Annotated in this window: 24 protein-coding genes, 2 tRNA genes and 1 pseudogene; 16 read left to right on the forward strand and 11 right to left on the reverse strand. The window is 68.4% G+C overall.

Translation table 11 applies throughout. The annotated features are described in order from the left end of the window. Positions 1-90: 90 nt before the first annotated feature. The 6 genes and pseudogenes from BLS42_RS01095 to BLS42_RS01120 all read left to right on the forward strand — a co-directional run bounded on the left by BLS42_RS01095 (position 91) and on the right by BLS42_RS01120 (position 2,842). Positions 91-162: transfer RNA gene (locus BLS42_RS01095), tRNA-Thr, on the forward strand. Positions 163-224: 62 nt separating this feature from the next. Beyond that, positions 225-298: transfer RNA gene (locus tag BLS42_RS01100), tRNA-Met, on the forward strand. A gap of 162 nt (positions 299-460) precedes the next feature. Beyond that, a complete protein-coding gene (locus BLS42_RS01105; protein WP_143019127.1) occupies positions 461-964 on the forward strand; it encodes a hypothetical protein in 504 nt (167 codons plus the stop codon). Continuing rightward, positions 955-1,227 carry a nuclear transport factor 2 family protein gene (locus BLS42_RS01110; RefSeq protein WP_090575129.1) on the forward strand — a complete coding sequence of 91 codons (273 nt, stop codon included), beginning with the start codon at positions 955-957 and terminating at the stop codon, positions 1,225-1,227. The genes BLS42_RS01105 and BLS42_RS01110 overlap by 10 nt, the downstream gene beginning before the upstream one ends. Before the next feature lie 158 nt (positions 1,228-1,385). After that, positions 1,386-2,165, forward strand: a pseudogene (gene yidC / locus BLS42_RS01115) (membrane protein insertase YidC); the annotation flags it as partial. Positions 2,166-2,182: 17 nt separating this feature from the next. After that, positions 2,183-2,842 carry an NAD(P)H-binding protein gene (locus tag BLS42_RS01120; RefSeq protein WP_090575135.1) on the forward strand — a complete coding sequence of 220 codons (660 nt, stop codon included), beginning with the start codon at positions 2,183-2,185 and terminating at the stop codon, positions 2,840-2,842. A 52-nt stretch (positions 2,843-2,894) separates the two neighbouring features. Here BLS42_RS01120 and BLS42_RS01125 read toward each other — a convergent pair whose 3' ends face one another. Together BLS42_RS01125 and BLS42_RS01135 are read right to left on the reverse strand one after the other, a co-directional pair. After that, complete coding sequence (locus tag BLS42_RS01125) at positions 2,895-5,729, reverse strand: M43 family zinc metalloprotease (protein WP_176803090.1); 2,835 nt, start codon at positions 5,727-5,729, stop codon at positions 2,895-2,897. 195 nt (positions 5,730-5,924) lie between these two features. Then, positions 5,925-7,106, reverse strand: coding sequence for an ROK family protein (locus tag BLS42_RS01135; protein WP_090575144.1), 1,182 nt, complete (start codon positions 7,104-7,106; stop codon positions 5,925-5,927). A 103-nt stretch (positions 7,107-7,209) separates the two neighbouring features. Between BLS42_RS01135 and BLS42_RS01140 the strand changes: the two genes are divergently transcribed. From BLS42_RS01140 to BLS42_RS01160, 5 genes are all read left to right on the forward strand, one after another. Beyond that, positions 7,210-8,916: a glycoside hydrolase family 13 protein gene (locus tag BLS42_RS01140; protein WP_090575147.1), complete on the forward strand. Its 1,707-nt coding sequence runs from the start codon at positions 7,210-7,212 to the stop codon at positions 8,914-8,916. Positions 8,917-8,957: 41 nt separating this feature from the next. After that, positions 8,958-9,908: an aldo/keto reductase gene (locus BLS42_RS01145; RefSeq protein WP_176803120.1), complete on the forward strand. Its 951-nt coding sequence runs from the start codon at positions 8,958-8,960 to the stop codon at positions 9,906-9,908. 173 nt (positions 9,909-10,081) lie between these two features. Next, the gene (locus tag BLS42_RS01150) at positions 10,082-10,945 is read left to right on the forward strand and encodes an HpcH/HpaI aldolase/citrate lyase family protein (RefSeq protein ID WP_090575154.1); all 864 of its coding nucleotides are present in this window, start codon (positions 10,082-10,084) and stop codon (positions 10,943-10,945) included. A 25-nt stretch (positions 10,946-10,970) separates the two neighbouring features. Beyond that, the gene (locus BLS42_RS01155) at positions 10,971-11,924 is read left to right on the forward strand and encodes a DUF2797 domain-containing protein (RefSeq protein ID WP_176803092.1); all 954 of its coding nucleotides are present in this window, start codon (positions 10,971-10,973) and stop codon (positions 11,922-11,924) included. A gap of 128 nt (positions 11,925-12,052) precedes the next feature. Further along, positions 12,053-12,277: a DUF3188 domain-containing protein gene (locus BLS42_RS01160; protein WP_090575158.1), complete on the forward strand. Its 225-nt coding sequence runs from the start codon at positions 12,053-12,055 to the stop codon at positions 12,275-12,277. Here BLS42_RS01160 and BLS42_RS01165 read toward each other — a convergent pair. Together BLS42_RS01165 and BLS42_RS01170 are read right to left on the reverse strand one after the other, a co-directional pair. Beyond that, on the reverse strand, positions 12,267-13,964 hold the full coding sequence (locus BLS42_RS01165; RefSeq protein ID WP_090575161.1) for a SulP family inorganic anion transporter: 1,698 nt from the start codon (positions 13,962-13,964) through the stop codon (positions 12,267-12,269). The genes BLS42_RS01160 and BLS42_RS01165 overlap by 11 nt on opposite strands. Beyond that, entirely contained in the window at positions 13,961-14,356 is a 396-nt protein-coding gene (locus BLS42_RS01170) for an ArsR/SmtB family transcription factor (RefSeq protein WP_090575164.1), read from the reverse strand. Before BLS42_RS01170 ends, BLS42_RS01165 begins: the two co-directional genes overlap by 4 nt. 189 nt (positions 14,357-14,545) lie before the next feature. Here BLS42_RS01170 and BLS42_RS01175 point away from each other — a divergent pair, with 189 nt between their 5' ends. From BLS42_RS01175 to BLS42_RS01190, 4 genes are read left to right on the forward strand one after another with little or no spacing between them, the layout of a single operon-like run. Continuing rightward, a complete protein-coding gene (locus BLS42_RS01175; RefSeq protein ID WP_090575167.1) occupies positions 14,546-15,025 on the forward strand; it encodes an FAS1-like dehydratase domain-containing protein in 480 nt (159 codons plus the stop codon). Positions 15,026-15,027: 2 nt separating this feature from the next. Further along, positions 15,028-15,465 (forward strand): MaoC family dehydratase, encoded by a 438-nt coding sequence (locus BLS42_RS01180; protein ID WP_090575170.1) that lies wholly within the window; start codon positions 15,028-15,030, stop codon positions 15,463-15,465. A 14-nt stretch (positions 15,466-15,479) separates the two neighbouring features. After that, entirely contained in the window at positions 15,480-16,793 is a 1,314-nt protein-coding gene (locus BLS42_RS01185; protein ID WP_256336161.1) for an MFS transporter, read from the forward strand. 42 nt (positions 16,794-16,835) lie between these two features. Further along, entirely contained in the window at positions 16,836-17,903 is a 1,068-nt protein-coding gene (locus BLS42_RS01190; RefSeq protein WP_090575176.1) for a UDP-N-acetylmuramate dehydrogenase, read from the forward strand. A 47-nt stretch (positions 17,904-17,950) separates the two neighbouring features. On the opposite strand, the gene BLS42_RS01195 is transcribed toward BLS42_RS01190, so the two are convergent. Then, on the reverse strand, positions 17,951-18,463 hold the full coding sequence (locus tag BLS42_RS01195) for a hypothetical protein (RefSeq protein ID WP_256336162.1): 513 nt from the start codon (positions 18,461-18,463) through the stop codon (positions 17,951-17,953). An 89-nt stretch (positions 18,464-18,552) separates the two neighbouring features. Here BLS42_RS01195 and BLS42_RS01200 point away from each other — a divergent pair, with 89 nt between their 5' ends. Further along, positions 18,553-19,659 (forward strand): winged helix DNA-binding domain-containing protein, encoded by a 1,107-nt coding sequence (locus BLS42_RS01200; RefSeq protein ID WP_090575183.1) that lies wholly within the window; start codon positions 18,553-18,555, stop codon positions 19,657-19,659. 31 nt (positions 19,660-19,690) lie between these two features. On the opposite strand, the gene asd is transcribed toward BLS42_RS01200, so the two are convergent. From asd to BLS42_RS01230, 6 genes are read right to left on the reverse strand one after another with little or no spacing between them, the layout of a single operon-like run. Beyond that, a complete protein-coding gene (gene asd / locus BLS42_RS01205; RefSeq protein ID WP_090575186.1) occupies positions 19,691-20,833 on the reverse strand; it encodes an aspartate-semialdehyde dehydrogenase in 1,143 nt (380 codons plus the stop codon). A 54-nt stretch (positions 20,834-20,887) separates the two neighbouring features. Next, on the reverse strand, positions 20,888-21,106 hold the full coding sequence (locus tag BLS42_RS01210; RefSeq protein WP_090575192.1) for an NF038396 family protein: 219 nt from the start codon (positions 21,104-21,106) through the stop codon (positions 20,888-20,890). Next, the gene (locus BLS42_RS01215) at positions 21,106-21,699 is read right to left on the reverse strand and encodes a dihydrofolate reductase (RefSeq protein ID WP_090575195.1); all 594 of its coding nucleotides are present in this window, start codon (positions 21,697-21,699) and stop codon (positions 21,106-21,108) included. Before BLS42_RS01215 ends, BLS42_RS01210 begins: the two co-directional genes overlap by 1 nt. Then, complete coding sequence (locus BLS42_RS01220; protein ID WP_079550143.1) at positions 21,696-22,499, reverse strand: thymidylate synthase; 804 nt, start codon at positions 22,497-22,499, stop codon at positions 21,696-21,698. Before BLS42_RS01220 ends, BLS42_RS01215 begins: the two co-directional genes overlap by 4 nt. A 33-nt stretch (positions 22,500-22,532) precedes the next feature. Next, positions 22,533-22,949 (reverse strand): GntR family transcriptional regulator, encoded by a 417-nt coding sequence (locus tag BLS42_RS01225; RefSeq protein ID WP_090575198.1) that lies wholly within the window; start codon positions 22,947-22,949, stop codon positions 22,533-22,535. Further along, on the reverse strand, positions 22,946-24,598 hold the full coding sequence (locus BLS42_RS01230) for a hypothetical protein (RefSeq protein ID WP_256336164.1): 1,653 nt from the start codon (positions 24,596-24,598) through the stop codon (positions 22,946-22,948). The genes BLS42_RS01225 and BLS42_RS01230 overlap by 4 nt, the downstream gene beginning before the upstream one ends. Between the last annotated feature and the right edge of the window lie 9 nt (positions 24,599-24,607).

The raw sequence follows: 24,607 nt of genomic DNA on the forward strand, positions 1-24,607 counted from the left end.
GCCCGGATTTCCGCCGTTTTCGGCGGGTTCGACGTCGTCCGGCCGCCGATTTGTTGGTGGGCGAATCTTCCGGTAGAGTATTTACTCGTTGCCCCCCTAGCTCAGTGGTAGAGCGCGTTCTTGGTAAGAACGAGGTCACCGGATCGATTCCGGTGGGGGGCTCTGGATGAGGGCCTGTGTCAAGGCGGTTTTTGACCGGCTTAGCGCAGGTTTTCCTCATTTATGGCGGTGTAGCTCAGTTGGTTAGAGCGCACGACTCATAATCGTGAGGTCGGGAGATCGAGCCTCCCCACCGCTACAGGCAAGACCCCCGGAATCCTTGAGATTCCGGGGGTCTTTTCTGTTTCCTGCTGAGGGACGTCTCCGAAAGGTATGGACAACGACGGCCCCCTGCGGAACCCTTGAGGTGAAAAACCAGGTCGTCCGACATCGGACGCCGCTGTGTCAGGAGGAAAGGAAAATGGGAACCGAACGCAACACCGTCGAAGGCCGCACCACCTTCCCACCGGGGAGCCATACGTGGTCTGCAAGTCAAGGAGTGAGCCGGCGCAGGGTGATGCTCGCCGGCACAGCCGGCGCCGGCATGTGGACCTTAGCGACACTCTCCGCCTGCACCAACACCGGTGGTAGCAGTGCTACTACCAGCGCTGCCGCCACGAGTGCTGCCGCGAGCGCCGGCGCTGACGAACAACAGTACAAGGACGCGCTGATCAAGGCTCACATAGAGGCCCACCAGTTGTGGAACGACAGGAAGCTGGACGCGTTCATCCCGACGTTCGCATCACCCATCCATTACATGGACGTGCCGACCGGCCATGTGGTCAGCGACGCAACAAAGATGACGGAATTTGCCGCCAAGTGGTACAAGGCCGCCCCCGATGCCAAACTCTCAGGCGCCTACTTTTACACCGGCACCATCGCCGACCAACTGGGGGAATACCCGCATCCTTGGATGTGGCGCTGAAGCCTGACCTGTGGACCGTGGGCCGGCTGACCTTGGCGGGCACCCAGACCGGCCCCCTCCCCGAAGGACAGCCACCCACGAACAAGCCGTTTAAGCTGGAGCTCACCGAATTCATCGCCTGGCGCCAAAACCCTCCATCCTCGGAAAGCATTGCCCCGCCGTGGCAGGCAACGGGAGGTGCGATGTATTACGACGCCAACAGCCTTGCGAAGCAGCTCGGTCTCACCGGAGAGACCGGCCTAGGGAGCCCGGTCGCCGGCTGATCCCCGGCGGCGTCCGCAACATACAAGACCCTCGGAATCCTCGAGATTCCGGGGGGTTTTCTGTTTTCCGGTCGGCTGTGTGCAGTTCCGCAGCCCGAAGCCGTGACAAGCGGCTCGGTTCACCGTAGCTTTGCCTCACCTGAGAGATGGGGATATCAGTGGACTTTGTTGGATCAATCATGGGCCCGTTCAGATGGCTGGTCTCAGCCGTCATGGTGGGCTTCCATGACGGCCTGAGCGCCATCGGCATGCCGGCGGCCAGCGGCTGGACGTGGACCCTGTCCATCATCGGGCTCGTGCTGGTGATCCGTGCCGCCCTGATCCCGGTGTTTCTGAAGCAGGTCAACGCCCAGCGCCGGATGCGGCTGCTGCAGCCTGACCTGAAGGTGCTGCAGGACAAGTACAAGGGCAAGACCGACCAGTTGTCCCGCCAGGCCATGGTGCAGGAGCAGATGGCCCTGTACAAGAAGCACGGCACCAACCCGTTCTCGGCCTGCCTGCCCATGCTGATCCAGATGCCGTTTTTCTTCGCGCTGTTCCAGGTTCTCTCGGGCATCAGCACCGCCACCGCCCAGGAGGAGGGCATAGGAGCCATGAGCGCCGAGCAGGTCAAGCAGTTCGATGAATCCACGATCTTCGGTGCCCCGCTCTCCGCATCCCTGCTGCACGGCGGCGGCGGCAACGAGATGTCGGTGTGGACCCTCTCCATCGTGATGATCCTGGTCATGACGGCGTCGCAGTTCATCACGCAGAAGCAGATCATGGCCAGGGCCGTGTCTGAGGAGGCCCTGGCCAGCCCGTTCATGGCCCAACAGAAGGTGATTCTCTACAGCCTGCCGGTCATCTTCGGCGTGGGCGGCATCGTTTTCCCCATCGGGGTCCTGATCTACTGGACCACCACCAACCTTTGGACCATGGGGCAGCAGTTCTTCGTCGTGTGGGACAGAATGGGTCCATGACGCGAATCGCAATCATCGGCGGCCACGGCAAGGTGGCTTTGGAACTGTCCAGGATCCTCACGGCGGACGGGCAGGAGGTCACCTCCTTCATCCGCAACCCGGACCACGCGGCCGACGTGGCGGCTACCGGCGCCACGCCGTCGCTTCTGGACGTGGAGAAGGCGACGACGGCGCAGATCGCCGATGCCCTGCGGCACCACGACGCCCTGGTGTGGTCTGCCGGGGCCGGCGGGGGCAGCCCCGAACGGACCTACGCCGTGGACCGGGACGCCGCGATCCGTTCGATGGACGCCGCGGCGGAAGCAGGTGTCAGCAGGTACGTCATGGTTTCCTACTTCGGCGCCGGCCCGGACCACGGGGTCCCCGCAGACAACGGCTTCTTCGCTTACGCTGACGCGAAGGCCGCAGCGGATGCCTACTTGCGCGGCTCAGGCCTTGACTGGACCATCCTGGGACCCGGGGCCCTCACGAACGGACCCGGCAACGGGATGATCGACGTCGACCCCGCCGATACGTCGGACGGTACCGAAACCGCCCGCGCCAACGTCGCCCTGGTGGCGGCGGCGGTGCTGGGCCTGCCGCAGACCGCGGGCCGGACAATCGAGTTCCGGGACGGAACCCTGCCGCTCGCCGCAGCCCTCGAACCCGTGAAATAGACCCGGCAGATAGTCCCGTGGGCTAGAGCCCAGCTTCCGTGCCCATGGGACGTCACTTCCGGACGACCTTCACTCCCGTCGCGGAGTAGATCATGGAGCCGCCTTGGAACGGCACCGTCCGGTAGCCGTTGTAGGCGACAGCGGCAGCGAGCGGGTAGCCCAGTCCGCCGGACTGCCAGCCTGCCAGCCGCCAGGCGTTCCGGTAGGGCTCGCCAATCATGTTCGCGCCGGTCGCGGCGGTGTAGTAGCTGTTGCCTCGTTCGAAGGGCTGGTAGCAGCCGCCGCCGTACAGGCCGCACTTTTCCGGCCCCGTGGGGTAGCCCACTCCCTTTTGGAATCCGGCCGCGCGCCAGGAGTTGAAGTACCGGCTGGTTACGGCGTGAGCGCCGGAGGCGGTGGAGTAGTAGATGTTGGACTTTTCGAAGGGCTGGTAGCAGCCGCCGCCGTAGAGCCCGCAGGTAGGTGCTCCGATGGGGTAGCCGATGCCCGGCTGGCGTCCGGCTGCCGTCCAGGCGGTGGCGTAGGCGCCACTCACGGCGTGGGCGCCGGTGGCAGCGGTGTAGTAGACGTTGCCCTTCTGGAACGACTGGGAACAGCCGCCGCCGGAGAGCCCGCAGACGGGGTCGCCGGTCGGGTACCCGATACCGGGCTGCCAGCCGGCTTCCCGCCAGGCATTCCAGTAGGCGCCGGTGACCGCGTGGGCGCCCGAGGCGGTGGAGTAGTAGATGTTCCCCTTCTGGAAGGGCTGGAAGCAGCCGCCGCCGTAAAGCCCGCACGCTGGTGCGCCGGTCGGGTAGCCCATGCCCGGCTGGCGTCCGGCTGCCGTCCAGGCGGTGGCGTAGGCGCCGCTCACGGCGTGGGCGCCGGTGGCTGCGGTGTAGTAGACGTTGCCCTTCTGGAACGACTGGGAACAGCCGCCGCCGGAGAGCCCGCAGACGGGGTCGCCGGTCGGGTAGCCGATACCCGGCTGCCAGCCGGCTGCCTTCCACGCGTTCCAGTAGGCGCCGGCGACCGCGTGGGCGCCCGAAGCGGTGGAGTAGTAGATGTTCCCCTTCTGGAAGGGCTGGAAGCAGCCGCCGCCGTACAGCCCGCAGCTGGGTGCTCCAGTGGGGTAGCCGATGCCCGGCTGCCAGCCGGCGTCCCGCCAGGCATTCCAATAGACGCCGACGACGGCGTGGGCGCCCGAAGCGGTGGAATAATAGATGTTTCCCTTTTGGAAGGGCTGGTAGCAGCCTCCGCCGTACAGCCCGCAGCTCTCGGCGCCGGTGGGGTAGCCGATGCCCTGCTGCCAGCCGGCGTCCTTCCAGCCGGACATGTAGGCGGTCTTGACCGCGTAGGTGCCAACGCCCGGGGTGCTGTAAACTACGCCGCGCTGGAATGCCTGGTGGCAGGTCGTGGAGGCCGCCGCGCCGTACGGGCAGGTCACGTCGCTGGTGCTGTAGCCGAGGCTGGTCTCCCCGCCGGCCTGCAGCCAGGCGTCCCGGAACACCCCGGTCACGGCGTTGGCTGCTGTGATGGTGACGGCCGCCGCGGTGGCTGAAATCGAATCAATTTTCACCCGGGTGCCGGCATGGGTGCTGAAGGTCTGTCCGGCCTGCCAGGTCTGGCTGGGGTTGTAGTAACCGGCGAACGGTCGTGAATCCGGCAGCAGAACAAGCGAGTACGCCCCCAGCGGCTGGACAATCTTGACGCCGCTGTTCAGGTTCACGGCCTTGGCAGTGTCGTATCCGACGGGCAGCCGCAACTCAAGGAAATAGACTTCGCCGCTCACCGGATCGGTAAACTTCACGGCGCGCCTGGCATCGGTGCCCGCCCACGCCTTCAGGGTGAATTTCTTCACGTCTTTGAGGACCCCTGCGTCAAGGATTTCGTCGCCGCGGCCGAACCCTCCATAGGTCCAAAGAGTCGAGCTGATGGCGGGTCGGGTGCTCTGGGAGACGCCCATCAGGTCCAGGCTGTCGCCGTATTCGCGGATGCTGCAGCTGGAATCGGCGAAGGTCCCGTCCGCCTTGGTGGCGACGTCCTGCGCTCCACTTCCACACTGAAGGCTCTGGGCGTGGTTGAGCCCCAGAACGTGTCCGAATTCGTGCGTCAGCACGCTGTTGGTCAGGGCACCCGGGAGCGGCATTATGACCTTTCCACTGGTGCCGTTGTAGCTCCAGCCCGCCCCGTAGGCGCCGTCGGACAGGGGTGCGGGAGTCGAGACGAACACAACGAGGGCGGTGTAGGGGCTGGGAGTCCACCCGAGTTCTCCGGCAATAGTGTTCATCATGTCCGGATAACGCTGCGTCGAGGTGGCCTTGCTGGTGCGGCTCTCCACCTTGGTCACGGTCATCGACAACCGGTCGTTGGACATGGTCTTCCAGTAGCTACTGGTGGTGGTGATGGCAGCCTGTGCTGTCGCTTGCGAGATGGTTGCCTTCTTGTCGGCCAACTGGACCAGGGCCAGGCGTACTTTAATGTCGCCGGAGCGGGCAAGCGAGTAGGACTCAGTGGAGAGCGACGTCGCCGCGGCGCCCGCGGGCGCACCCTTCTTGCCGACCGGGGGCGGGTTCTCAAACGTGTGCGCAATGAACGGCTCGTCGGAGCCTTCCACGGGGAGCGACTCAACGGTCGTGAGGGACGGGCTGGCGCCGGCAGTGGAAGAGGGGCTCGGCGTCGGCTGGACGGCGTCCGCGCCGGGGGCCGGGGCTTCCGGGGTGGGTGGCGCCGTCGGCGTTGCCGCCGGAGCGGCGGTGGCCGTCGCGGAAGCCGTGGCTGTGGCCGGGGCGGTCGCGGTGGCGGTGGCGACAGGTGTCGGCGACTGCTCAGCGTGGGCTGGCGCCGTGCCGGTGGCTGGGACCGAAGCCAAAGCAAGGACAAGCGCGGCAAACAACGCAGTCTTCATCCGTAGAGAGTTCACGTTCATCTTTCATGAGACCGCCGTCCTGCCGACGGGTCAGCTGAACGGCCGCAAGAGACCAAAGTGTGGCCAGTCTACGGATGGCAGGCCGCAATACCGGGGAACCTGCGCCAAACTTGCGACTTGGGTATCAGATCGTTGCCGAATCTTGAGCAACGGCCGGCGGTGCCCGGCAAGCCCTCAGCCGGCCAGTTCGAGTTCCAGCGCATTGGCCTCGACGTAGTCCAGCGCATGCCGGATGGCGCCCGCGGTGACGATCTTGTCGCCCAGCGGCGAGACCGTCACGCGCGGCGGGGTGGCGGTAAAGCGGGGGAGCCGCGCTGTGATGCCCGGCAGGAGGGCACCGGCGGACTCGGCGACGGCGCCGCCGATCACCACCTGCTCGGGGTTGATCAGGCTCGCGATCGAGGCGATGACACGCGCCATGCGCTCCGAAATCCGGTCCAGGATTGCCAATGCCGCCGTATCTCCCGCCGCCGCGTCCTCGAAGACGCGTGGCGCGCTGGCAGGACCGCCCGCGGAGGGTCCGCCGCCTGCCGCGGACCACTGCCGCACCAGGGCCGCAATGCCGTCGCTGGAGCCAACGCCCTCCACCATGTCCAGATAGCCCATTTCGCCGGCGGCCCCGCCGCGGCCGTGGAGCAGGCGCCCGGATTCCATCACCCCGGCGCCCAGGCGTTCGCCCGCCAGGAGCACCACCAGATCGTCCACGCCCGCTCCCGATCCGCGCCAGCGCTCACCGAGCGCTGCCAGGTTGGCGTCGTTTTCCAGGAGCACCGTCCAGCCGTGCAGCTCCTTCAGCGCAGAGCGGAGCCCGACGTCGAACAGGCTCCAGAACGGCTGCGTCACGAGCACGTTGCCGTCGCGGTCCACCGGCGCGGCGACGCCCGCGCCGACGGCCAGGACCCTGCCCGGGTCCGCTCCCGCGGCTTCCAGCGCCTCGCGGCAGGCGTGATCGATGACGCCGATCCGCTCCTGCGCAGGGATGTCCGCCGCGCGGAAGCTCCGGCTGGACCGGCCAATCACAGTGCCGCGGAGGTCGGCCACGGCAGCGGTGGTGGTTGCGGCGCCGATGTCGAGGCCCAGCACGAAGCCTGCCTCCCGGTTGAAGGCAAACCGGCGGGCCGGGCGGCCCTTCCTCGGAACGGGGGGCATGCCGTGCCCAGCGCGGGGCTGGTCCAGCTCCACGATCCAGCCCCGGCCGATCAGGTCCTCGCAGACGGCAATCACCGAGGCCCGGGTGAGTCCGGTCAGGGCCATGAGCTCGGTTCCGGTGGCGACGTCGGCGCCGCGGAGGTGGCGCAGCACGGCCTGGGCGTTGACGCGGCGCAACATCTGCGGCGTGGCGGCGGCGTGCGGCATCACTTCTTGACCTCTTCTGTTCCCGGACCCATAATTGTTCAGGCAATATATTTAGCTTGTATCTAAATTATCAGAAGCCCTCCCAGACCCGAAGGAACCTCCTTTGACCAACACCGCCACGCTGGCAACCCTGTCCGGTTCCGACCTCGCCGCCGACCCCAACTGGTGGCGCCAGGCATCGGTGTACCAGATCTACCCGCGGAGCTTTTCCGACTCCAACGGTGACGGCCTGGGCGATATCAAGGGCATCACCGCCAAGGTGCCGTACCTGTTGGAACTCGGGATCGATGCCGTCTGGCTCTCCCCGTTCTACCCCTCGGCGCTGGCCGACGGCGGCTACGACGTCGACGACTACCGCGATGTGGACCCCAAGCTCGGCACCCTGGCGGACTTCGACGAGATGTCCGCCGCGCTGCACGCTGCCGGCATCAAGCTCATCGCCGACATCGTCCCCAACCACTCCTCGAACCGCCACGAATGGTTCCAGGAGGCCTTGGCCTCCCCGCGCGGATCCGCCGCCCGCGAGCGCTACATCTTCCGCGACGGTCTCGGCGAAAACGGCGAGCTCCCGCCCTCGGACTGGGAGTCCGTCTTCGGCGGCCCCGCATGGGAGCGCATCACCGAGCCCGACGGCACGCCCGGCCAGTGGTACATGCACATCTTCGCCAAGGAACAGCCGGACCTGAACTGGGCCAGCCGCGAAATCCGCGACGACTTCCTCAAGACGCTCCGCTTCTGGTCCGACCGCGGCGTGGACGGCTTCCGCGTCGACGTCGCCCACGCGCTGACCAAGGACCTCACCGAGCCGCTCATCTCCAAGGTGGAGCTCAGCGCCGCCAACACGGGCACGGACGGATTCCCGGATGGCTCGCACCCGTTCTGGGACCGCGACGAAGTCCACGAGATCTACGCCGAATGGCGCGAGGTATTCAACGAGTACAACCCGCCGCGCACCGCCGTCGCCGAGGCGTGGGTGCACGCCACCCGCCGCGCCCGCTACGCAAGCCCGGAGGGCCTGGGCCAGGCGTTCAACTTCGATCTCCTGCAGGCCGACTTCGACGCCGGCGAGTTCCGTGAAATCATCGCCCGGAACCTCGCCGAGGCCACGGAATCCGGGGCCTCCTCCACCTGGGTCTTCTCCAACCACGACGTCGTCCGCCACGCCACCCGCTACGGCCTGCCCCAGGGCGGCGGCAAGCACGCCCAGGGCCAGGACGGCAAGGGCTGGCTGCTGGCCGGTGCCCCTGTCGAAGAGCTCGACGTCGAACTCGGCCTGCGCCGGGCCCGCGCCGCCACCTTGCTGATGCTGGCCCTGCCGGGATCGGCCTACCTCTACCAGGGCGAGGAACTGGGGCTGCAGGAAGTCGCGGAGATCCCGGACGCCGAGCGCCAGGACCCCACCTTCTTCCGGAACAAGGGCGTAGAGATCGGCCGCGACGGCTGCCGCGTGCCGCTGCCGTGGGCTCCGGACGGCACCTCGTTCGGCTTCGGTGCCGGCGGGTCACACCTGCCGCAGCCGGCCTGGTTCGGCCGCTACGCCGTGGCAGCCCAGGACGGCGTGGAGGGCTCCACCCTGGAGCTCTACCGCAAGGCCCTGAAACTGCGTCGCGAACTGCAGACCTCGGAGGAACTGCAGTGGCAGGAATCCGGCAGTGCCGACGTCCTGCGCTTCAGCCGTCCCGGCGGCTGGCAGACGGTGACCAACTTCGGCGACGCACCGGTTGACCTGCCTGCCGGCGAGGTGCTGGTCAGCAGCGGCCCGCTGGATGGCGGACAGCTCCCGGCAAACACCACCGTCTGGCTGCGGTGAGCCCCGCACCGAAGGATTCGTCCGGCACGCCCGCCCGCGACGTGAGCCTTCCCCAGGAACTCGTCTACGGCTGCATGGGCCTGGGCGGCAACTGGTCGGCGGAACCGTACTCGTCCGCGCACGTGGACGAGGCGGCCGCCGCCGTCGAAGCCGCCATGAGCGCGGGCATCACGCTCTTTGACCACGCGGACATCTACACCAACGGCAAAGCCGAAGCCGTCTTCGGCGAGGTCCTGGCCCGCACCCCCGGGCTGCGGGAGAAGATCCGGCTGCAGACCAAGTGCGGCATCCGGCTCGGCGAGCAGGGCGTGGAGGCGTACTACGACCTCAGCCGGGACGGCATCCTGGCGCGGGTCAACGAAAGCCTGGCGCGGCTCCGGACGGACTACGTCGACGTGCTCATGCTGCACCGCCCCGATCCCCTGATGGATCCGGCGGAGGTGGCGTCCGCCGTCGGGCAGCTCATGGCCGAGGGCAAAGTGCGGGCCGTGGGCGTGTCCAACATGTCCGGCCCGCAGATCGAGATGCTGCAGGACCGGTTCGAGGTGCCCGTGGTGGGCAACCAGCTCGAAATGAGCCTGCTGAAGCGTGCCTGGCTCGAAAGCACTGTGCTGGTCAACCATGCCGAGGGCACGGACTACAGCTTCCCGCACGGCACCGTGGAGCATTGCGTGCGGAACGGCATCCGGCTGCAGGCGTACGGATCGCTGGCCCGCGGCCTGTACACCGGGGCGCCCGCCGCCGTGCCGACGCCGGCGGAGGAGGCCACCACCGCCCTTGTGGCCGCCCTGGCCGCCGCGAAGGGGACCACGGGCGAGGCGATCGTGCTCGGCTGGCTCATGAAGCACCCAGCCGGGATTGCGCCCGTGATCGGCACCGCCAACCCGGACAGGATCCTCGCCTGCGCCGGTGCCGCCGAGGCCGCCGCAACGATGACCCGGGCCGAGTGGTACGGCCTCTGGGTCGCGGCCAGGGGAAGCAACATCCCCTAGCCAGCCCCGCCGTCACACCAACCCAACCAGCTGGCAGACCGGGCAGTTTTTGAGCCTCGAAAACGGCCTTAGCTGCCGGCTGGTTGGGCACGGACGTGATTTTGGTCGTAATGGTCGCCCCTGAGGGCCGGATCGCTTAGCGGCAAGTGCCCCCGGGCGGCTAGCGTAGATGCATGACCTCTATGACCACCGCCGAATCACTTCGGCCCCAGCGCAACATCCCGGCCGACATCGCCCGCTCCTGGCTGCTGGTGAACGCGATGAAGACCGACCTCTTTGACCAGTCCGCCGTCTCCCGGGCCGATGCGATCATCCTCGACATCGAAGACGCGGTGGACCCCTCCCAGAAGGACACCGCCCGCGCCAACGTCGTGAACTGGCTGACCGCCGGCGGCAGCGCGTGGGTCCGGATCAACGACGCCACCAGCCCGTTCTGGGCCTCCGACCTCGCCGGCCTGCGCGGCACCCCCGGCCTGCTGGGCATCATGCTGGCCAAAACCGAATCGGCCGACCAGGTCACGGAGAGCTTCCACCGGATGGACGGCAAGACCCCGGTCATCCCCCTGGTCGAGTCCGCCGTCGGCATCGAGGAAGCCAACAACATCGCGAAGGCCCAGGGCGCCTTCCGCCTGGCCTTCGGCTCGGGCGACTTCCGCCGCGACACCGGCATGGCGGCCACCGCCGAAGCCATGGCCTACCCCCGCGCCAAGCTGGTTGTGGCCAGCCGCGTCGGTAACCTGCCCGGCCCCATCGACGGCCCCACCGTCGGCACGAACCACCCGATCCTGCGCGAACAGACCGGCATCACCGTGATGATGGGGATGACCGGGAAGCTCTGCCTCGCAATCGACCAGACGCCGGTCATCAACGAGGTCATCAGCCCCACGCCGTCCGACGTCGCGTGGGCCACGGACTTCATGGCCGACTTCGAAGCCAGCGGCCGCGTCATCCGGGACGGTTCCGACCTGCCGCGCCTGGGCCGCGCCGAGAAGATCATGAAGCTCGCGGTAGCGTTTGGCGTGCAGCCCGCACTGTAGCCGCCACACCACTCGAGGAGACCCCGTGACCGATACCCGCTATCTGGTTCACGGGGTCTTTTGGGATGGTCCGGCGCCCGCGGCCGTGCCTGTGCCGGGGGAGTCCGGCGGCGGGCTCCCGGCGATGCGCCTGCAGGACCCCGACGGCACGCTCACCGAACTGGCGCTCGACGCCGGCACTCGGCTCGGTTTCCGGCTCGCCGCCAAGGGGAAACACTGCCTCGGGCACCACAAGGTGCACGGCCCCGCGGACCGCGACCACGTCCTTTGCCCCGCCCGGGCTGCCGCCACCAAGGGCAGCCAATGCGAACGGTGCTTCGTGCTGGATGACTCCCGGCTCATCCACGACTTCCACCGCGGCGGCCGGGTCCCGCCGGGCCTGCGGGCGTACCTGATGCAGCCGCACTGGCTCTACGTCGCCACGTTCGCCAACGGGGCCAGCAAGGTCGGCACCGCGTCCCACCTGCGCAAATGGCACCGGCTCGCCGAGCAGGGCGCCGTGGTGGCCCGGTACGTCGCCCGCGCCGAGGACGGCCGCGTGGTCCGCATCCTAGAGGACATGATCACGCGCGACGCCGGGCTGCCGCAGCAGGTCCGCGCCGCCGCCAAAGCGGCTGCGCTCGTGGCGCCGGCAGCCGCCGTCGAACTCGATGCCGTGAACGGACGGCTGGCAGGGGAGGCCCGGACATTGCTCGCTGGCGCTGGCGGGGAGGGTTTCGAGGTGGTGGACGAGCGGTGGGTCCGCCCCGAGCTCTCTGCCAACGCCTGCGCCCAGGCCGCACGGCATGCCTACCCTCACGACCTGGGGACCGGAACGCACGGGTTCCGGGTCGAGTCGCTGAGCGGCAGCATTGCGCTCGCGGCGCTGGATGGCAGCGAACTGGAATTCGTGGTGAACCTGGGGCAGCTCAAGGCCCGGATGATCGAATTCGGTGACCACGGCTCGGCCGTCCCGGCCGTGCAGGAGTCATTGTTCTGAGACTGGAATTGCCCCGCGACGCGCAAAATACCGGACGCGCCCGTATTCCGGCGTCGCCCGGCATTTTGAGTGTCGCCAGGAATTTTGCGGCTCGCGGCGTAGCCGGCGCACCCCGGTAGACTGGCACGGTGCTGAATGAATTCTGGGCCACCGCGTCAACCACCTACAAGGTGCTCGTCTTCAGCGCCATGGGCCTGATCACTCTCGGCATCATCCTTAGCGTGGTGGGCAACAGCACCGGCAACCAGGCCCTTGCCCTCGCCTCACTGGCGGTGATCGGGCTGGGCCTGATCCTGCACCTTGCCGGGCTTGTGGTCCGCGGCCAGGCGATCCGGAAGAACCTCAAACGCTAGCAGCCGCGTTCCGCACCACATGGCTCCGGGCATGCGCCACGGCGTCCGGAAGGGACGTGAACAGGTGCTTGTGATGCCGCAATGAGCGGATAACCCCCACGTTGGTCACGAGCTCCAGATGCTGTGGCTGGACCCCTTTCAGCAGGACCGTCACGCCGCGCAGCTCCAGCGCGGAGATCACCTCGACGAGCATATGGGCCCCCGTGGCGTCTAGCATCCGCAGCTGGGATAGCCGGATGATGGCCACCTCGACGTCCTTGACCTGGCTAATCTCCTGCAGGACCCGCTCCGCGGCGCCGAAGAACATGGCACCGTCCAGCCGGAAAATGGCGATGTGCTCGTCTCCCGGAACCGGCGCCCCGGGAATGTCCTCGCGCCGGACCCCGCTCAGGGACGCGAACGTCCGCAGCGTGAACACGGCAGCCGCGGCGAGTCCGATCTGGATGGCCACAATGAGGTCGAAGGCGACGGTGATGAGGGCCGTGATCACGAACACCGCGGCGTCGGCCCGGGTGGACCGGAGGATCGCCGTCACCGTGTGCCGCGAGACCATGCGGCTGGCCGTGACCATGAGGATGCCGGCCAGCGCCGCCAGGGGAATCCTGCCGACGAGCCCCGCCGCCAGGTAAATGATCGCCAGCAGCACCAGGGCGTGCACCACCGCGGAGAGCCGGGTCTTGGCCCCGGAACGGACATTCACGGCGGTCCGGGCGATCGCGCCCGTGGCGGGCATGCCGCCGAAGAAACCGGCAGCGATAGAGGCCAGCCCCTGGCCGGTGAGCTCCCGGTCCGGGCTGTACGGGCCGGACGGACGGCCGTCGGGACCTACCATGCCGGCGGCCACCCGGGCCGAGAGCAGGGATTCGATGGCGGCGAGCGTCGCGATGGAGACCGCGGGCATCAGCAGACCGCCCAGTGCGGCCGGATCCACAGAAGGCATAGCGGGTGCCGGCAGGGAGTGCGGAAGTGCGCCGATCCGGGGTATGTCCAGCGCCAGCAGCTCTGCCGCCACGGTAGTGAGCAACACCGCGATCAGGCTCGCGGGCAGGGACTTATTGAGCCGGGGCAGCAGGTACATCAGGGCCGCGACGGCCGCCACCACCGCGAGGGTCTGCAGAACGGTCGGCACGGTAGCCTGCGATGCGCTTTCGACGGCGGCCAGGAGTGTGTTGTGGCCCGGCGTTCCCGCGGTGCCCGTGGCCAGGGGAACCTGCTGGAGGAAGATGATGGCGGCGATGCCGAGCGTGAAACCCTCGACGACCGGCCAAGGGATGAACGCGACGGCCCGGCCCAGCCCGCTAGCGCCCAGGACCATGACGAGCAGCCCTGCCAGTACCGAGACCAGGGCTATGCTGGCGACGCCGTGGGCGGCAACCACCGGGGCCAGGACCACCACCATGGCGCCTGTCGGGCCGGAGACTTGCACGTTGGATCCGCCCATGACGGCGGCGACCAGTCCTGCCACCACAGCGGTGATGAGTCCGGCCTCCGCCCCGACTCCGGAACTCACCCCGAAGGCCAGCGCCAGGGGGAGCGCCACTATGCCTACCGTGATGCCGGCGAACAGGTCAGTCTTCCAGGCGAACCGCAGGAACTCGTAGTCGCGGCGGGACGGCACGAACCGGGCGAGGCGTGTCCGGAGCGTGTCAGGTGCCCCGGCCGGACTTAATGCCTGGGTCGCGCTCACGGCGCAGCGTTGTCGAGGTGGCCGGTGCCCTCGAGGTGGCCAGCCGGCAGCTCCTGCGCTATCCGGAGCTGTTCGCTGGAACCGGCCAGGGTGTCCAGCAGGAAGGTCCGGGCGATCGCGAGAAGCTCCTTGATCTTGGGATGAGCCAGCCGGTAGGTCACCACATTCGCCGTCCGGACAGACGTCACCACCCCGTGCCGGCGCAGCGTCCCCAGATGCTGGGACAGATGCGAGGGCTCCAGCCCCGTCTCGGCGAGCAGATAACTGACCGGGGCTTCCGTGTCCGGCGCGGCGGCCAGAAGCTCGAGGATCCGGATTCGGGCCGGGTGGGCCAGGGCCTTGAACAGGTTGGCCTTGATTTCGTACAGGGGGGTCTGCGCGGCGGAGATCATGGCAGGAGGACACTTTCTCGCATCCGTTCGCGGCGCGGCCCGGCGGGTCAGCGCCGCTCTGCGGATTGATGGATTGATGTTTTCATCATATCGTGCGAGTCAATACCAGTCCCATCAAGACCCGCCCGGGCATGGCGCCCACCCTGTCACGAAGCCGGACGGTCCGGGGCGTGGCGATAGGCTGGAACCATGACTATCAATCCGGACCTGCAGGGGCGCAGCTACCCTGCCGCAGAGGTGTATGACGTCGGCCGCGAGAAGATCCGCGAGTTCGCCCGCGCGGTCAAGGCCACCCACCCCGCACACTTCGATGTCGCCGCCGCCGAGGCCCTGGGACACAGCGACCTCGTGGCGCCGCCGACCTTCGCCATCATCGTCGCGCAGCGCGCCGACGCGCAGCTGATCGAGGATCCGGATTCCGGGATCGACTTCTCCCGCGTGGTCCACGCCGACCAGCGGTTCACCCACCACCGCCCGATCGTCGCGGGCGACCGGCTGGTCGCCGAGCTACATGTCGACGGCGTCCGCGCCATGGGCGGCGGAGCCATGATCACTACCCGCTCGGAAATCTTCGCCCTTGCCTCTGGCGCTGCCGGCGATGCCGCCAGCGTCCGCGAGCCGGTCGCCACCACCACCTCGTCCATCCTGGTCCGCGGAGAGGGACAGTAGCCATGAGCGTCAACATCGCAGAACTCACCGTCGGCCAGGACATCGGCAGCCGCAGCATTACCGTCACCCGCACCGACCTCGTCAAGTACGCAGGCGCGTCCGGTGACTTCAACCCGATCCACTGGAACGAGGCTTTCGCCACGGAGGTCGGCCTGCCCGGTGTGATCGCCCACGGCATGTTCACCATGGGCGCCGTCGTCCAGCTCGTGACCGACTGGGCCGGCGATCCCGCCGCCGTCGTCGACTTCCAGACCCGCTTCACCAAACCGGTGCCCGTTGCTGACACCACGGGGACGCCGGAGGCCGGTGCCGTGATCGAGGTCAGCGGGGCCATCGGAGCGCTCGACGCGGACGCCGGCACCGCCCGCGTCGACCTCACGGTCCTCTCGTCCGCCCAGAAGGTCCTCGTCAAGGCCCAAGCCGTCGTCAGGCTGGCCTAGCCCGTGGCGTTGCTGTGACCAGATCCGCTGTGACCAGGGACGTCTTCGTCCCGGCCGCCGAGATCACGCACTGGCGGAACGCTGTGGTGGTGGCCTACGGGGCGAGTGGAATCGCGTTTTCCACGTGGGTGTCCCGGCTGCCGGCCATCCGGGACGGCCTGGACCTGACTCCCGGAACTATCGGACTGCTCCTGCTCTGCATGACGGCGGGGTCCTTCCTTTCGGTGTCCGCGTCGGGCCTGATTGTCCTTCGCCTCGGCTCCAAGCTCACCATCCGGATCGGCAGCATCATGGTCGGCGTCGGGCTGATGCTGGCGGGCTTCGGCACCTCCGTGCTCGCCAACCCGGTGGCGGTGGCCGCGGGACTGGCAATCATCGGGCTGGGCACCGCCAGCTGGAACACCGCGTCCAACGTCGAAGGCGCCGCCGTGGAACGCGCGGTCCGGCGGCACATCATGCCCCGGCTGCACGGTTCCTTCAGCCTGGGCACGGTGGCGGGGGCCGGGCTCGGTGCCTGGGCAGCCGGCGCCGGGATCCCCGTCTTCTGGCACCTCGCCGCGGTTGGCCTGCTGGTGGCCGGCTCGGTGACCACCGCCGCGGCGTGGTTCCGGGCGGACATCACGGCGGTCGAGGGGGAGCGCCCCTTCAAGGCGTCCGGGACAGACACGTTTGAGGATCCCTCCACCGGGCCCATCCCGATCGTCCGGCAGACGGACGCGGTCCCGGAGCAGCCGCTGGACAACAAGCGCCAGATCGCGCAGGCCTGGCGTGACAGGCGCACACTGCTCTTAGGCGTGCTGGTCCTCGGGCTTGCCCTCGCCGAAGGGGCGGCGGGGGACTGGGTGGCCCTGGCGCTCGCCGACGGCCACGGCCAGACCGACGCCGCCGGAGCCGCAGGCTACGGGCTGTTCGTCACGTTCATGACCATCGGCCGCTTCGCCGGCACCCTGGTCCTTGACCGGTTCGGCCGGGTCCCGGTGATGCGCTGGTGCGCCGCGCTGGCCGTCCTGGGCCTCGGCTTGTTCGTCTTCGCCCCGGCGCCGTGGCTGGCCTACGTCGCCTTGGCCATCTGGGGACTCGGCGCCTCGCTGGGCTTCCCGGTGGGCATGTCCGCCGCGGCCGACGATCCCGTCAAGGCCGCTGCACGGGTGTCCGTGGTGTCCACGATCGGCTACGGAGCGTTCCTGTGTGGGCCGCCGCTGCTGGGTCTGCTGGCCGAGCACGTCGGCATTCTCCACTCGCTGCTTGCCGTCATGGTGATGCTGATCGTCAGCTTCCTGCTCTCCCCGGTGGCGCGCAAACTCCCCGTGCCCGCCCGGGCCCTCTAGCACCGGCTTAGGCGAGCCGATGATCCCGGCTAGGCTGGTCAGGTGACCCAGATCCAGCTCTCCACCTTGACCACGTCCGCCGTCGGCGGCCCCGCAGGCAGCTACATCGAAGCCCGCAGCGAGGCCGGAATCATCGACGCCGTGCGCACGGCGGACGCCGCCGGCCAGCCCTTGCTGATCATCGGCGGCGGCTCCAACCTGCTGGTGTCCGACGACGGGTTCCCCGGCACGGTGCTCAAGATCGCCTCGGAAGGGTTCACCGTCAACGCCGAGGACTCCTGCGGCGGCGTGGCGGTGGTGGTCCAGGCCGGCCACAACTGGGACGCCTTCGTTGACCACGCCGTGAAGCATGCCTGGTCCGGCGTCGAGGCGCTCTCCGGCATCCCCGGCGCCACGGGCGCGACTCCCGTGCAGAACGTCGGCGCCTACGGGTCCGACGTTTCGCAGACGATCGCCGCGGTGCGCACCTGGGACCGGGAACGCAACGCGGTGAAGACCTTCACGAATTCCGAACTCAAATTCGGCTACCGTGACTCCATCCTGAAGCGGACCACCGTCAACGGCTCGCCGCGCTATGTGGTGATCACCGTGGAATTCCAGCTCCCGCTCGGCCGGATGAGCGCCCCTGTCCGCTACGCCGAACTCGCCCGGGCGCTCGGCGTCGAGCAGGGCCAGCGGGCCTACTCCAACGACGTCCGGCGCGAAGTGCTGCGGCTCCGGGCGTCCAAGGGCATGGTCTGGGATGCGAACGACCGTGACACCTACTCCACGGGATCCTTTTTCACCAACCCGATCGTGTCCGAAGACGTCGCGGCACGCCTGCCGCAGGAGGCCCCGCGTTACCCCGCGGGTGCGGATGGGCTGACCAAGCTCTCGGCGGCCTGGCTGATCGACCAGGCCGGGTTCGTCAAGGGCTTCGGGCTGGAACCGGACAGCGTCTCGGGCGGCCGGGCCTCGCTGTCCACCAAGCACACGCTTGCTATCACCAACCGGGGAGGGGCGAGCGCGGCCGACATGCTGGCTGTTGCGCGCGAGGTGCGCCACGGCGTCGTCGAACGTTTCGGCATTGAACTGCACCCGGAACCGCTGCTGATCGGCGTCTCTCTCTAGAAAGGCAGGCTCGCTGGGAAAGCCGTCTCTCTAGGAAAGCGGAGCGACTACCGGTCAGTGGGGCGGGGAGTCACCTTGCTGAAGAGCATGAAGGTGAAACCCGAGGCCGCGGCCCCGAGCAGGAAGACCTGGCAGAACGCCACGGACTGAACGCTGGGCCCGCTTTGCAGCACCAGCCCGGCGCACGCAAACGCGACGGCGCCGGCGAGAAACGCCAGGGAGCCGAGCAGGAAGGCCTGTACGGTGGCCGGAAATTCCCCGGCGTAGTCGAGCTGGAGCTCCCGGCCCCGCGGGGCAATGCTGCTGCGCTTCACGCCCGCCTGCGCCTGCGCCCGGGCCCGGGGCTGCAGCCCAGCGGCCGCGACGAAGCTGGCCACGGAAACTGCCATGCACAAACCGGCCACCAACTGCAGGGTACTCATCATGGGCGAAAGCCGGGTACCGCTGGCGATGGCGACGGCGAGCCCGGCAGCCATGCCGGCGGCGCTGGAGGCCCAGCCCAGCAGGGCCAGCTTCCGGCACAGGGGCCGCAGCAGCGGCCACACCTCACTCATAGTCATGCATCAAGGGTAGAGAGGTCCGCTGGATGGCGGCTGGGAAGAGCCGGGCAACAGCCCGACAGCCGACGCAGGCGACTTACCATGGACCCATGACAGCAGTGACGGGCATCCGGCGCCTTAGCCCCGGGATCATGGGCAGGCTGCGGTTGGCCGCCCAGGGACTGCTGGGAACAGGGTTTCAGTCCGTCCCGGAAGCCGTCCGCGGGATGACGGCAATGCAGGCCCAGGACCTGCAGGCCGTGCTCTGGGCCGTCGGCCAGCGGGTGCCGGGGTCCCGCGTCGATGACGTCCGCGGGGCGTTGGACCGGGCGGAGATCGTCCGTTCCTGGCCCATGCGCGGCACCTTGCACGTGCTGGCACCCGAGGACTTGAGGTGGATGCTGGCCATTACCTCCGAACGGCTGATCCGCGGCATGGCCGGTCGCCACCGGGACCTCGGCATCAATGACACGGACGTGGACGCCGCCGCGGGGTCCGCGTTGCGGCTGGTTTCCGCAGGAGCAGCCAGCCGGGCTGAGCTGTTCCAGGCCTTCGAACGGGCGGGCCAGTCCACGGCGGGCCAGCGCGGCATCCATCTGCTGGGGATGCTGTGCCAGCGGGGCCTGCTGGTGCAGGGTCCGCTGGCAGGCAACCAGCAGCTGGTGGTGGCGTTCGGCGACTGGATCACTCAGTCGCGGACCCTGGACCGCCAGGACGGCATCGCCGAGTGGCTGCTGCGCTACCTGCGCAGCCACGGCCCCGCCACGGAACGTGACTTTTCCTGGTGGTCCGGCATTCCCCTGACGGAAACCCGCGCGGCCCTGGCCCGGGTCAAGGACCGCCTGGTGGAGCTCGAGTTCGCGGGGACCAGCTACTGGCTCTCGCCGGCAACGGCCGCGCTGCTGGACGACGGCGTGCCGGGACAGCGCACGGTGCTGGCGCTGCCGGGGTTTGATGAATTCCTGCTGGGCTACGCAGACCGGTCCGTGGTGCTGGCGCCGGAGCACGCTGACAAGATCGTCCCCGGCGGCAACGGCATGTTCAAGAAAACCATCGTGGCGGGCGGCACGGTGATCGGCACCTGGGCGGGGCCGCCGGGCGGCCGGAGCGCCGGCGTCGTGCCCGAACCCTTCGATACCGTTAACGGGCTGCGGCCTGCCGCCCAAAAGTCCTTTGAGCTGCAGGCCGCGAAGTACCGCAGATTCCTGGGCGCCTGAAGGGGGCGCCCGAACGGCCGCCCGAAATCCCCTAGAGGTTTCCGGTGGCGATGCGGAGCATGCGCCGCAGCGGCTCGGCCGCGCCCCACAGCAGCTGGTCGCCGACCGTGAACGCGCTGATGTACTCCGGGCCCATCTCCAGCTTGCGGATGCGGCCCACCGGAATGTCCAGGGTGCCGGACGCCGCTACTGGCGTGAGCTCGGCCATCGAGGCTTCCTTGGTGTTCGGCACCACGCGGGCCCACTGGTTGTCCGCGTCCACGAGCTTCTCGATCTCGGCCACCGAGAGGTCTTCGCGCAGCTTCAGCGTGAGGGCCTGGGAATGGGAACGCATCGCACCGATCCGGACGCAGAGGCCGTCCATGATGATCCGGTTCCCGGCGGAGGTGCCAAGGATCTTGTTTGTCTCCACCCCGGCCTTCCATTCTTCTTTGGACTGGCCGTTGCCGAGGTCCGCGTCGATCCAGGGGATCAGGGAACCGGCCAGCGGGACGCCGAACTGCGTGGCGTCGATGCCGGCGCGCTGGTGCGCGAGGACCTTCCGGTCGATTTCCAGGATGGCCGACGCCGGGTCGTCCAGTTCGGTGCTCACCTCGGCGTTGAGGCTGCCGAACTGGTTCAGCAGCTCACGCATGTGGCGCGCCCCGCCGCCGGAAGCCGCCTGGTAGGTCATGGACGTGCCCCACTCGACGAGGTCGTTCTTGAACAGCCCGCCCAGTCCCATCAGCATGCAGGACACGGTGCAGTTGCCGCCGATGTAGTCCTTCACCCCGCCGGAGAGGCCGGCGTCGATGACGTCCCGGTTGATGGGGTCCAGCACGATGATGGAGTCCTCATTCATGCGCAGCGTGGAGGCGGCATCGATCCAGAGGCCGTCCCAGCCGCGGCTGCGGAGCTCGCCGTGGACCTGCTTGGTGTAGTCGCCGCCCTGGGCGGTGACAATAATGGGCAGCTTCGCCAGCGTCTCGAGGTCGAACGCGTCCTCGAGCTTGCCGGCCGCGCCCGCGGCAGCACCGGCAATGGCCGGGGCGGCACCGCCCGCGTTTGAGGTGGAGAAGAAGACCGGGTTGATGGTGGCGAAGTCGCCCTCGTCCTGCATGCGCTGCATCAGGACGGAACCGACCATGCCACGCCAACCGACCAGGCCGACGGACGGGGTAGCTGCTGTAGTCATGGGCCCAGTTTAGACTTCACCGCCGGTCCGGCGCAGTCGGTTACGTCACGGGATTTATTCGCCGCGCGGTTCTTCCAGCAGTGCCGCCTTGCGCCGGCGCAGCGCAAAGACCGCCCCGAACGTGAAGACCTGGGTCACCACCACCAGCACGATCGCCCCGAGGATCTTGTTGCCGCCCAGGATCATGGTGAGCCCCACGATGGCCGAGAGCAGCGCGAGCAAGGGCAGGAGCATGTACCCCAGGACAAAGAGTGTTTCGGGTTTGCGCAGCATTACTTGGCCTCCGTCCGGCGCCACAGCGTGATCCGGTAGCGGGTGCCGTTGGTGGAGGTCAGCCAGCCGCTGGCGGGGAGGCTGGCGGAGGCGGTCCAGTCGTAGCCGAGTTCGGGAGCGAAGGTGTCCCCTTCGGCGGTGGTGTCGATGGTGGTGACGACGGCGACGTCGGCAAGGTCCAGCGCCTGCGCAAAGATCTCGCCGCCGCCAATGATCCAGACCGTTTCATGGCCAGGCACGAACTGGGATTCGAGCAAAGCGTCGTCGAGCGAGGCGACCGCGACGGCGCCTTCCGCGCCGGGGGTGTCCCGCCACGCGGCCTGGCGGGTGATGACGATGTTGGTCCGGCGGGGCAGCGGGCGGTACTTGTCCGGGAATGATTCCCAGGTCTTGCGTCCCATGATGACCGGGTGGCCGGAGGTGAGGCTGCTGAAGTGCAGCATGTCCTCGGGCAGGTGCCACGGCATGGCGCCGGCCTGGCCGATGACCCCGGTGCTGGTCTGGGCCCAGACCAGCCCCAGGCCAGTGGTCGACGCGCGGAGTTGCTCAGTGAATTCGCCGGGCTGCACGCCCGGGGTGTCTTCGTTGCTCATACGGCTATCGGGGCCTTAATCGTCGGGTGGTGCTGGTAGCCGACCACCTCGAAGTCCTCGAGGGTGTAGTCGAAGATGGAGTCCGGCTTGCGGGTGATGTTCAGCTGCGGGTAGTCGTAGGGCTCGCGGGCGAGCTGCTTGAGGACCTGGTCCATGTGGTTGTCATAGATGTGGACGTCCCCGCCGGTCCAGACGAATTCTCCCGGTTCCAGGCCGGTCTGCTGCGCGATCATACGCGTCAGCAGGGCGTAGGAGGCGATGTTGAACGGCACGCCCAGGAAGGTGTCCGCCGAGCGCTGGTACAGCTGGCAGGAGAGTTTGCCGTCGGCCACGTAGAACTGGAAGAACGCGTGGCACGGGGGCAGCGCCATGTCCTTGAGTTCGGAGACGTTCCAGGCCGAGACGATGTGCCGGCGCGAGTCCGGGTTGGACTTCAGGTTCTCTATCAGTTCGGCGATCTGGTCGATGTGGCCGCCGTCGGGCGTGGGCCAGGAACGCCACTGGACGCCGTAAACGGGACCGAGTTCGCCGTCGGCGTCGGCCCATTCGTCCCAGATGGTGACGCCCTGGTCCTGCATCCATTTGACGTTCGTGTCGCCGCGGAGGAACCAGAGCAACTCCACCGCCACGGACTTGAAGTGCACCCGCTTGGTGGTGATGAGCGGGAAACTCTTGCTCAGGTCAAAGCGGAGCTGGCGGCCAAAAACGCTGAGGGTGCCGGTTCCGGTACGGTCTGATTTGTGCGTGCCGTGCTCGAGGACGTCGCGCAGGAGGTCTTCGTAGGGCGTAGGGATGCTCACGGTTCCAGTCTACTGAGAACTGGCTTTCTCTCCTTATTTGTCTTGCTGGGTGAGCTTGGTGCGCAGGAGCGCCAGCAGGGCGGCGTCGTCCAGCCCGGCTCTGCGGCCTTCTGCAATGTAGCGGTCGACGGCGGCAATCACCTCCGCGGTGGCAGGCGCTTGCGCTGCCGATTGCCCTGCCGCGCCCGCACGGGCAGGCAGGGCAGCCGTCCCCGCGACCACCGTGCCGTTGCGCCGCCGGGTTTCGATCAGTCCCGCCAGTTCGAGTTCCTTGTAGGCCCGCGCGACGGTACCGGCCGCCAGGCCCAGGTCCGACGCAAGGCTGCGGACTGTCGGCAGCCGGGTTCCCGGTGCCAGGGTCCCGACTGTGATGAGGGAAGTGATCTGCGCCCGGATCTGCTCGAAGGGGGGAACAGGGGAGCGCAGGTTGACGGAGATCCCTGCGCTCACGTGGCGGGCTCCTTGTCCGGCCGCGGAGCGGGAGCGGAGCGTGTCCGGGCCAGCGTACGGACAGGGGTGACGGCGATGACGATGGCCGCGGCGCCCAGCACAGAACCTGCCAGGGTTGCCGGCCACCACGCTCCGGCGGCCGGATCAGTCTCCCCGAAAGTCGCCCGGCCCAACACGGCCGCCCAGGCGTTGCTCTGGGTCAGCAGCAGGACACCGGCCTGGGCGGTGAGCGTGGCCGCCAGGGTCCGCACGACCCGGTGGAGGGTGATGGCGCGCAGGGCGGCGTCCAGGCCGCGCGGGGCGTCGCGAACACCTTCGCGGAACCTGGCCATAAGGAACGCCGGCAGGGAGGCAGCGCAAGCCCCGGCCGTGAGTAGCCCGGCCGGAACCCAGCCCGGTCCTTCGGCGAGGCGGGCCTGCCCTACGGCCGCGACACCCAGGACGGCAAGGAAGACGAACAGCGCCAGGACAGCCGTGGTCAGCAGGGCGGGACTGACCGGTTGCCGAGGCCAGCCGCGCGGTGCTGCGGGAGTTCCGTAATTGCGCTGCAACAGGAACTCGCCGGCGGCAATGACCAGCAGTACGGAAGCGGCCGTCAGCGCCACGAAGCCCGCAAAACCGTAGCTGGCGGCGGTCGGGAGGAACTGGGAGAGAAAGGTACCGGCGACCAGCGGCAGACCAGCCGCCAGACCCAGCAGCGCCCCGAGGGAGGAGACCAGCCTGGCGGCCGGATGCTGGTGGCCGGTGGCGACCCCAGATTCCGGCCGGTTCCGGGCACCTAGGCCGGCGGCCGCGAGCCGAGGGGGCCGCCACCACCACATGACGAGGGGGACCACGGTTGCCGCGAGGCCGGAGAAGTTCGTCCACGACGTCGGTCCTTCTGCGGGATCGGGACGGGACGCGAAGTTCCCGGCGATGACTGCCAGCCCGGCAGCCACTGTGGACGCTGTGCGCAGCAGCCGGTTCATCGCGATGCTCCGCAGCACAGCGTTGTCCGCCGCGTCGAGGGACTCCAGCTGCCGGCGGCGGGCGATCAGCCACAACACCAGCCACGTCCCGACGGCCAGCACCAGCAGGGCACCCCCGAGCCAGGCGGCTGCCTCCGGTCCGGGGATGCGGCCGTCGCCCCCGCCGTTCAAGTAGTTGTACTGACCGTCGCTGACCGTGGTGGGAGGCACAGCCGCGAATCCGGGCAGTGTGGCAACCCGGGCGATGGCCGCGGCGGCCGAGAGGAAGATCGCAGCCGTGGTCAATGCCAGCCTGCGGGGCAGGAAGTCCTTGATCCGCCGCACGGACAGTACGGCCTCCCGCCGCATCCGCCGCGGACCCGGATAACTGACCTGGCCCAGGGCGTGCACGGTCAGGCAGCCCAGGACCGGCCATGCCAGGGCCGGGACGATCGACTCGGCGCTCACCACGGCGACGGCCGCTGACGGATTGGCCGGGATGATGCCCAAAGTCATGGCGCCCTGGAGCGAGCTCGCCAGCCAGCCGATCACACCCACCCACAGCCCGTGCTCCGACACGCTCTGCGGCGAGGTTCCGGCCCCGGGAGACCAGATCACCCACCGCAGCACGGCATAGACGAGCAGGGCCGCGATCGCCGAGCCGAGCAGCAGCATCGGCGGAACGTAGAACAGGACCGGCATGGAATCCCC

Origin of the sequence: Arthrobacter sp. ov407, assembly GCF_900102895.1 — a bacterium.
GTDB lineage: Bacteria > Actinomycetota > Actinomycetes > Actinomycetales > Micrococcaceae > Arthrobacter.

What these genes read in the sequence shown, in the direction of transcription:
- BLS42_RS01120 (WP_090575135.1), top strand. Translation starts at nt 2,183, where the DNA reads ATGACGCGAATCGCAATCATCGGCGGCCACGGCAAGGTGGCTTTGGAA.
- asd (WP_090575186.1), bottom strand. Translation starts at nt 20,833, where the DNA reads ATGACTACAGCAGCTACCCCGTCCGTCGGCCTGGTCGGTTGGCGTGGC.
- BLS42_RS01210 (WP_090575192.1), bottom strand. Translation starts at nt 21,106, where the DNA reads ATGCTGCGCAAACCCGAAACACTCTTTGTCCTGGGGTACATGCTCCTG.
- BLS42_RS01150 (WP_090575154.1), top strand. Translation starts at nt 10,082, where the DNA reads ATGACCTCTATGACCACCGCCGAATCACTTCGGCCCCAGCGCAACATC.
- BLS42_RS01200 (WP_090575183.1), top strand. Translation starts at nt 18,553, where the DNA reads ATGACAGCAGTGACGGGCATCCGGCGCCTTAGCCCCGGGATCATGGGC.
- BLS42_RS01215 (WP_090575195.1), bottom strand. Translation starts at nt 21,699, where the DNA reads ATGAGCAACGAAGACACCCCGGGCGTGCAGCCCGGCGAATTCACTGAG.
- BLS42_RS01175 (WP_090575167.1), top strand. Translation starts at nt 14,546, where the DNA reads ATGACTATCAATCCGGACCTGCAGGGGCGCAGCTACCCTGCCGCAGAG.
- BLS42_RS01195 (WP_256336162.1), bottom strand. Translation starts at nt 18,463, where the DNA reads ATGACTATGAGTGAGGTGTGGCCGCTGCTGCGGCCCCTGTGCCGGAAG.
- BLS42_RS01170 (WP_090575164.1), bottom strand. Translation starts at nt 14,356, where the DNA reads ATGATCTCCGCCGCGCAGACCCCCCTGTACGAAATCAAGGCCAACCTG.
- BLS42_RS01180 (WP_090575170.1), top strand. Translation starts at nt 15,028, where the DNA reads ATGAGCGTCAACATCGCAGAACTCACCGTCGGCCAGGACATCGGCAGC.
- BLS42_RS01230 (WP_256336164.1), bottom strand. Translation starts at nt 24,598, where the DNA reads ATGCCGGTCCTGTTCTACGTTCCGCCGATGCTGCTGCTCGGCTCGGCG.
- BLS42_RS01125 (WP_176803090.1), bottom strand. Translation starts at nt 5,729, where the DNA reads ATGAAGACTGCGTTGTTTGCCGCGCTTGTCCTTGCTTTGGCTTCGGTC.
- BLS42_RS01105 (WP_143019127.1), top strand. Translation starts at nt 461, where the DNA reads ATGGGAACCGAACGCAACACCGTCGAAGGCCGCACCACCTTCCCACCG.
- BLS42_RS01135 (WP_090575144.1), bottom strand. Translation starts at nt 7,106, where the DNA reads ATGCCGCACGCCGCCGCCACGCCGCAGATGTTGCGCCGCGTCAACGCC.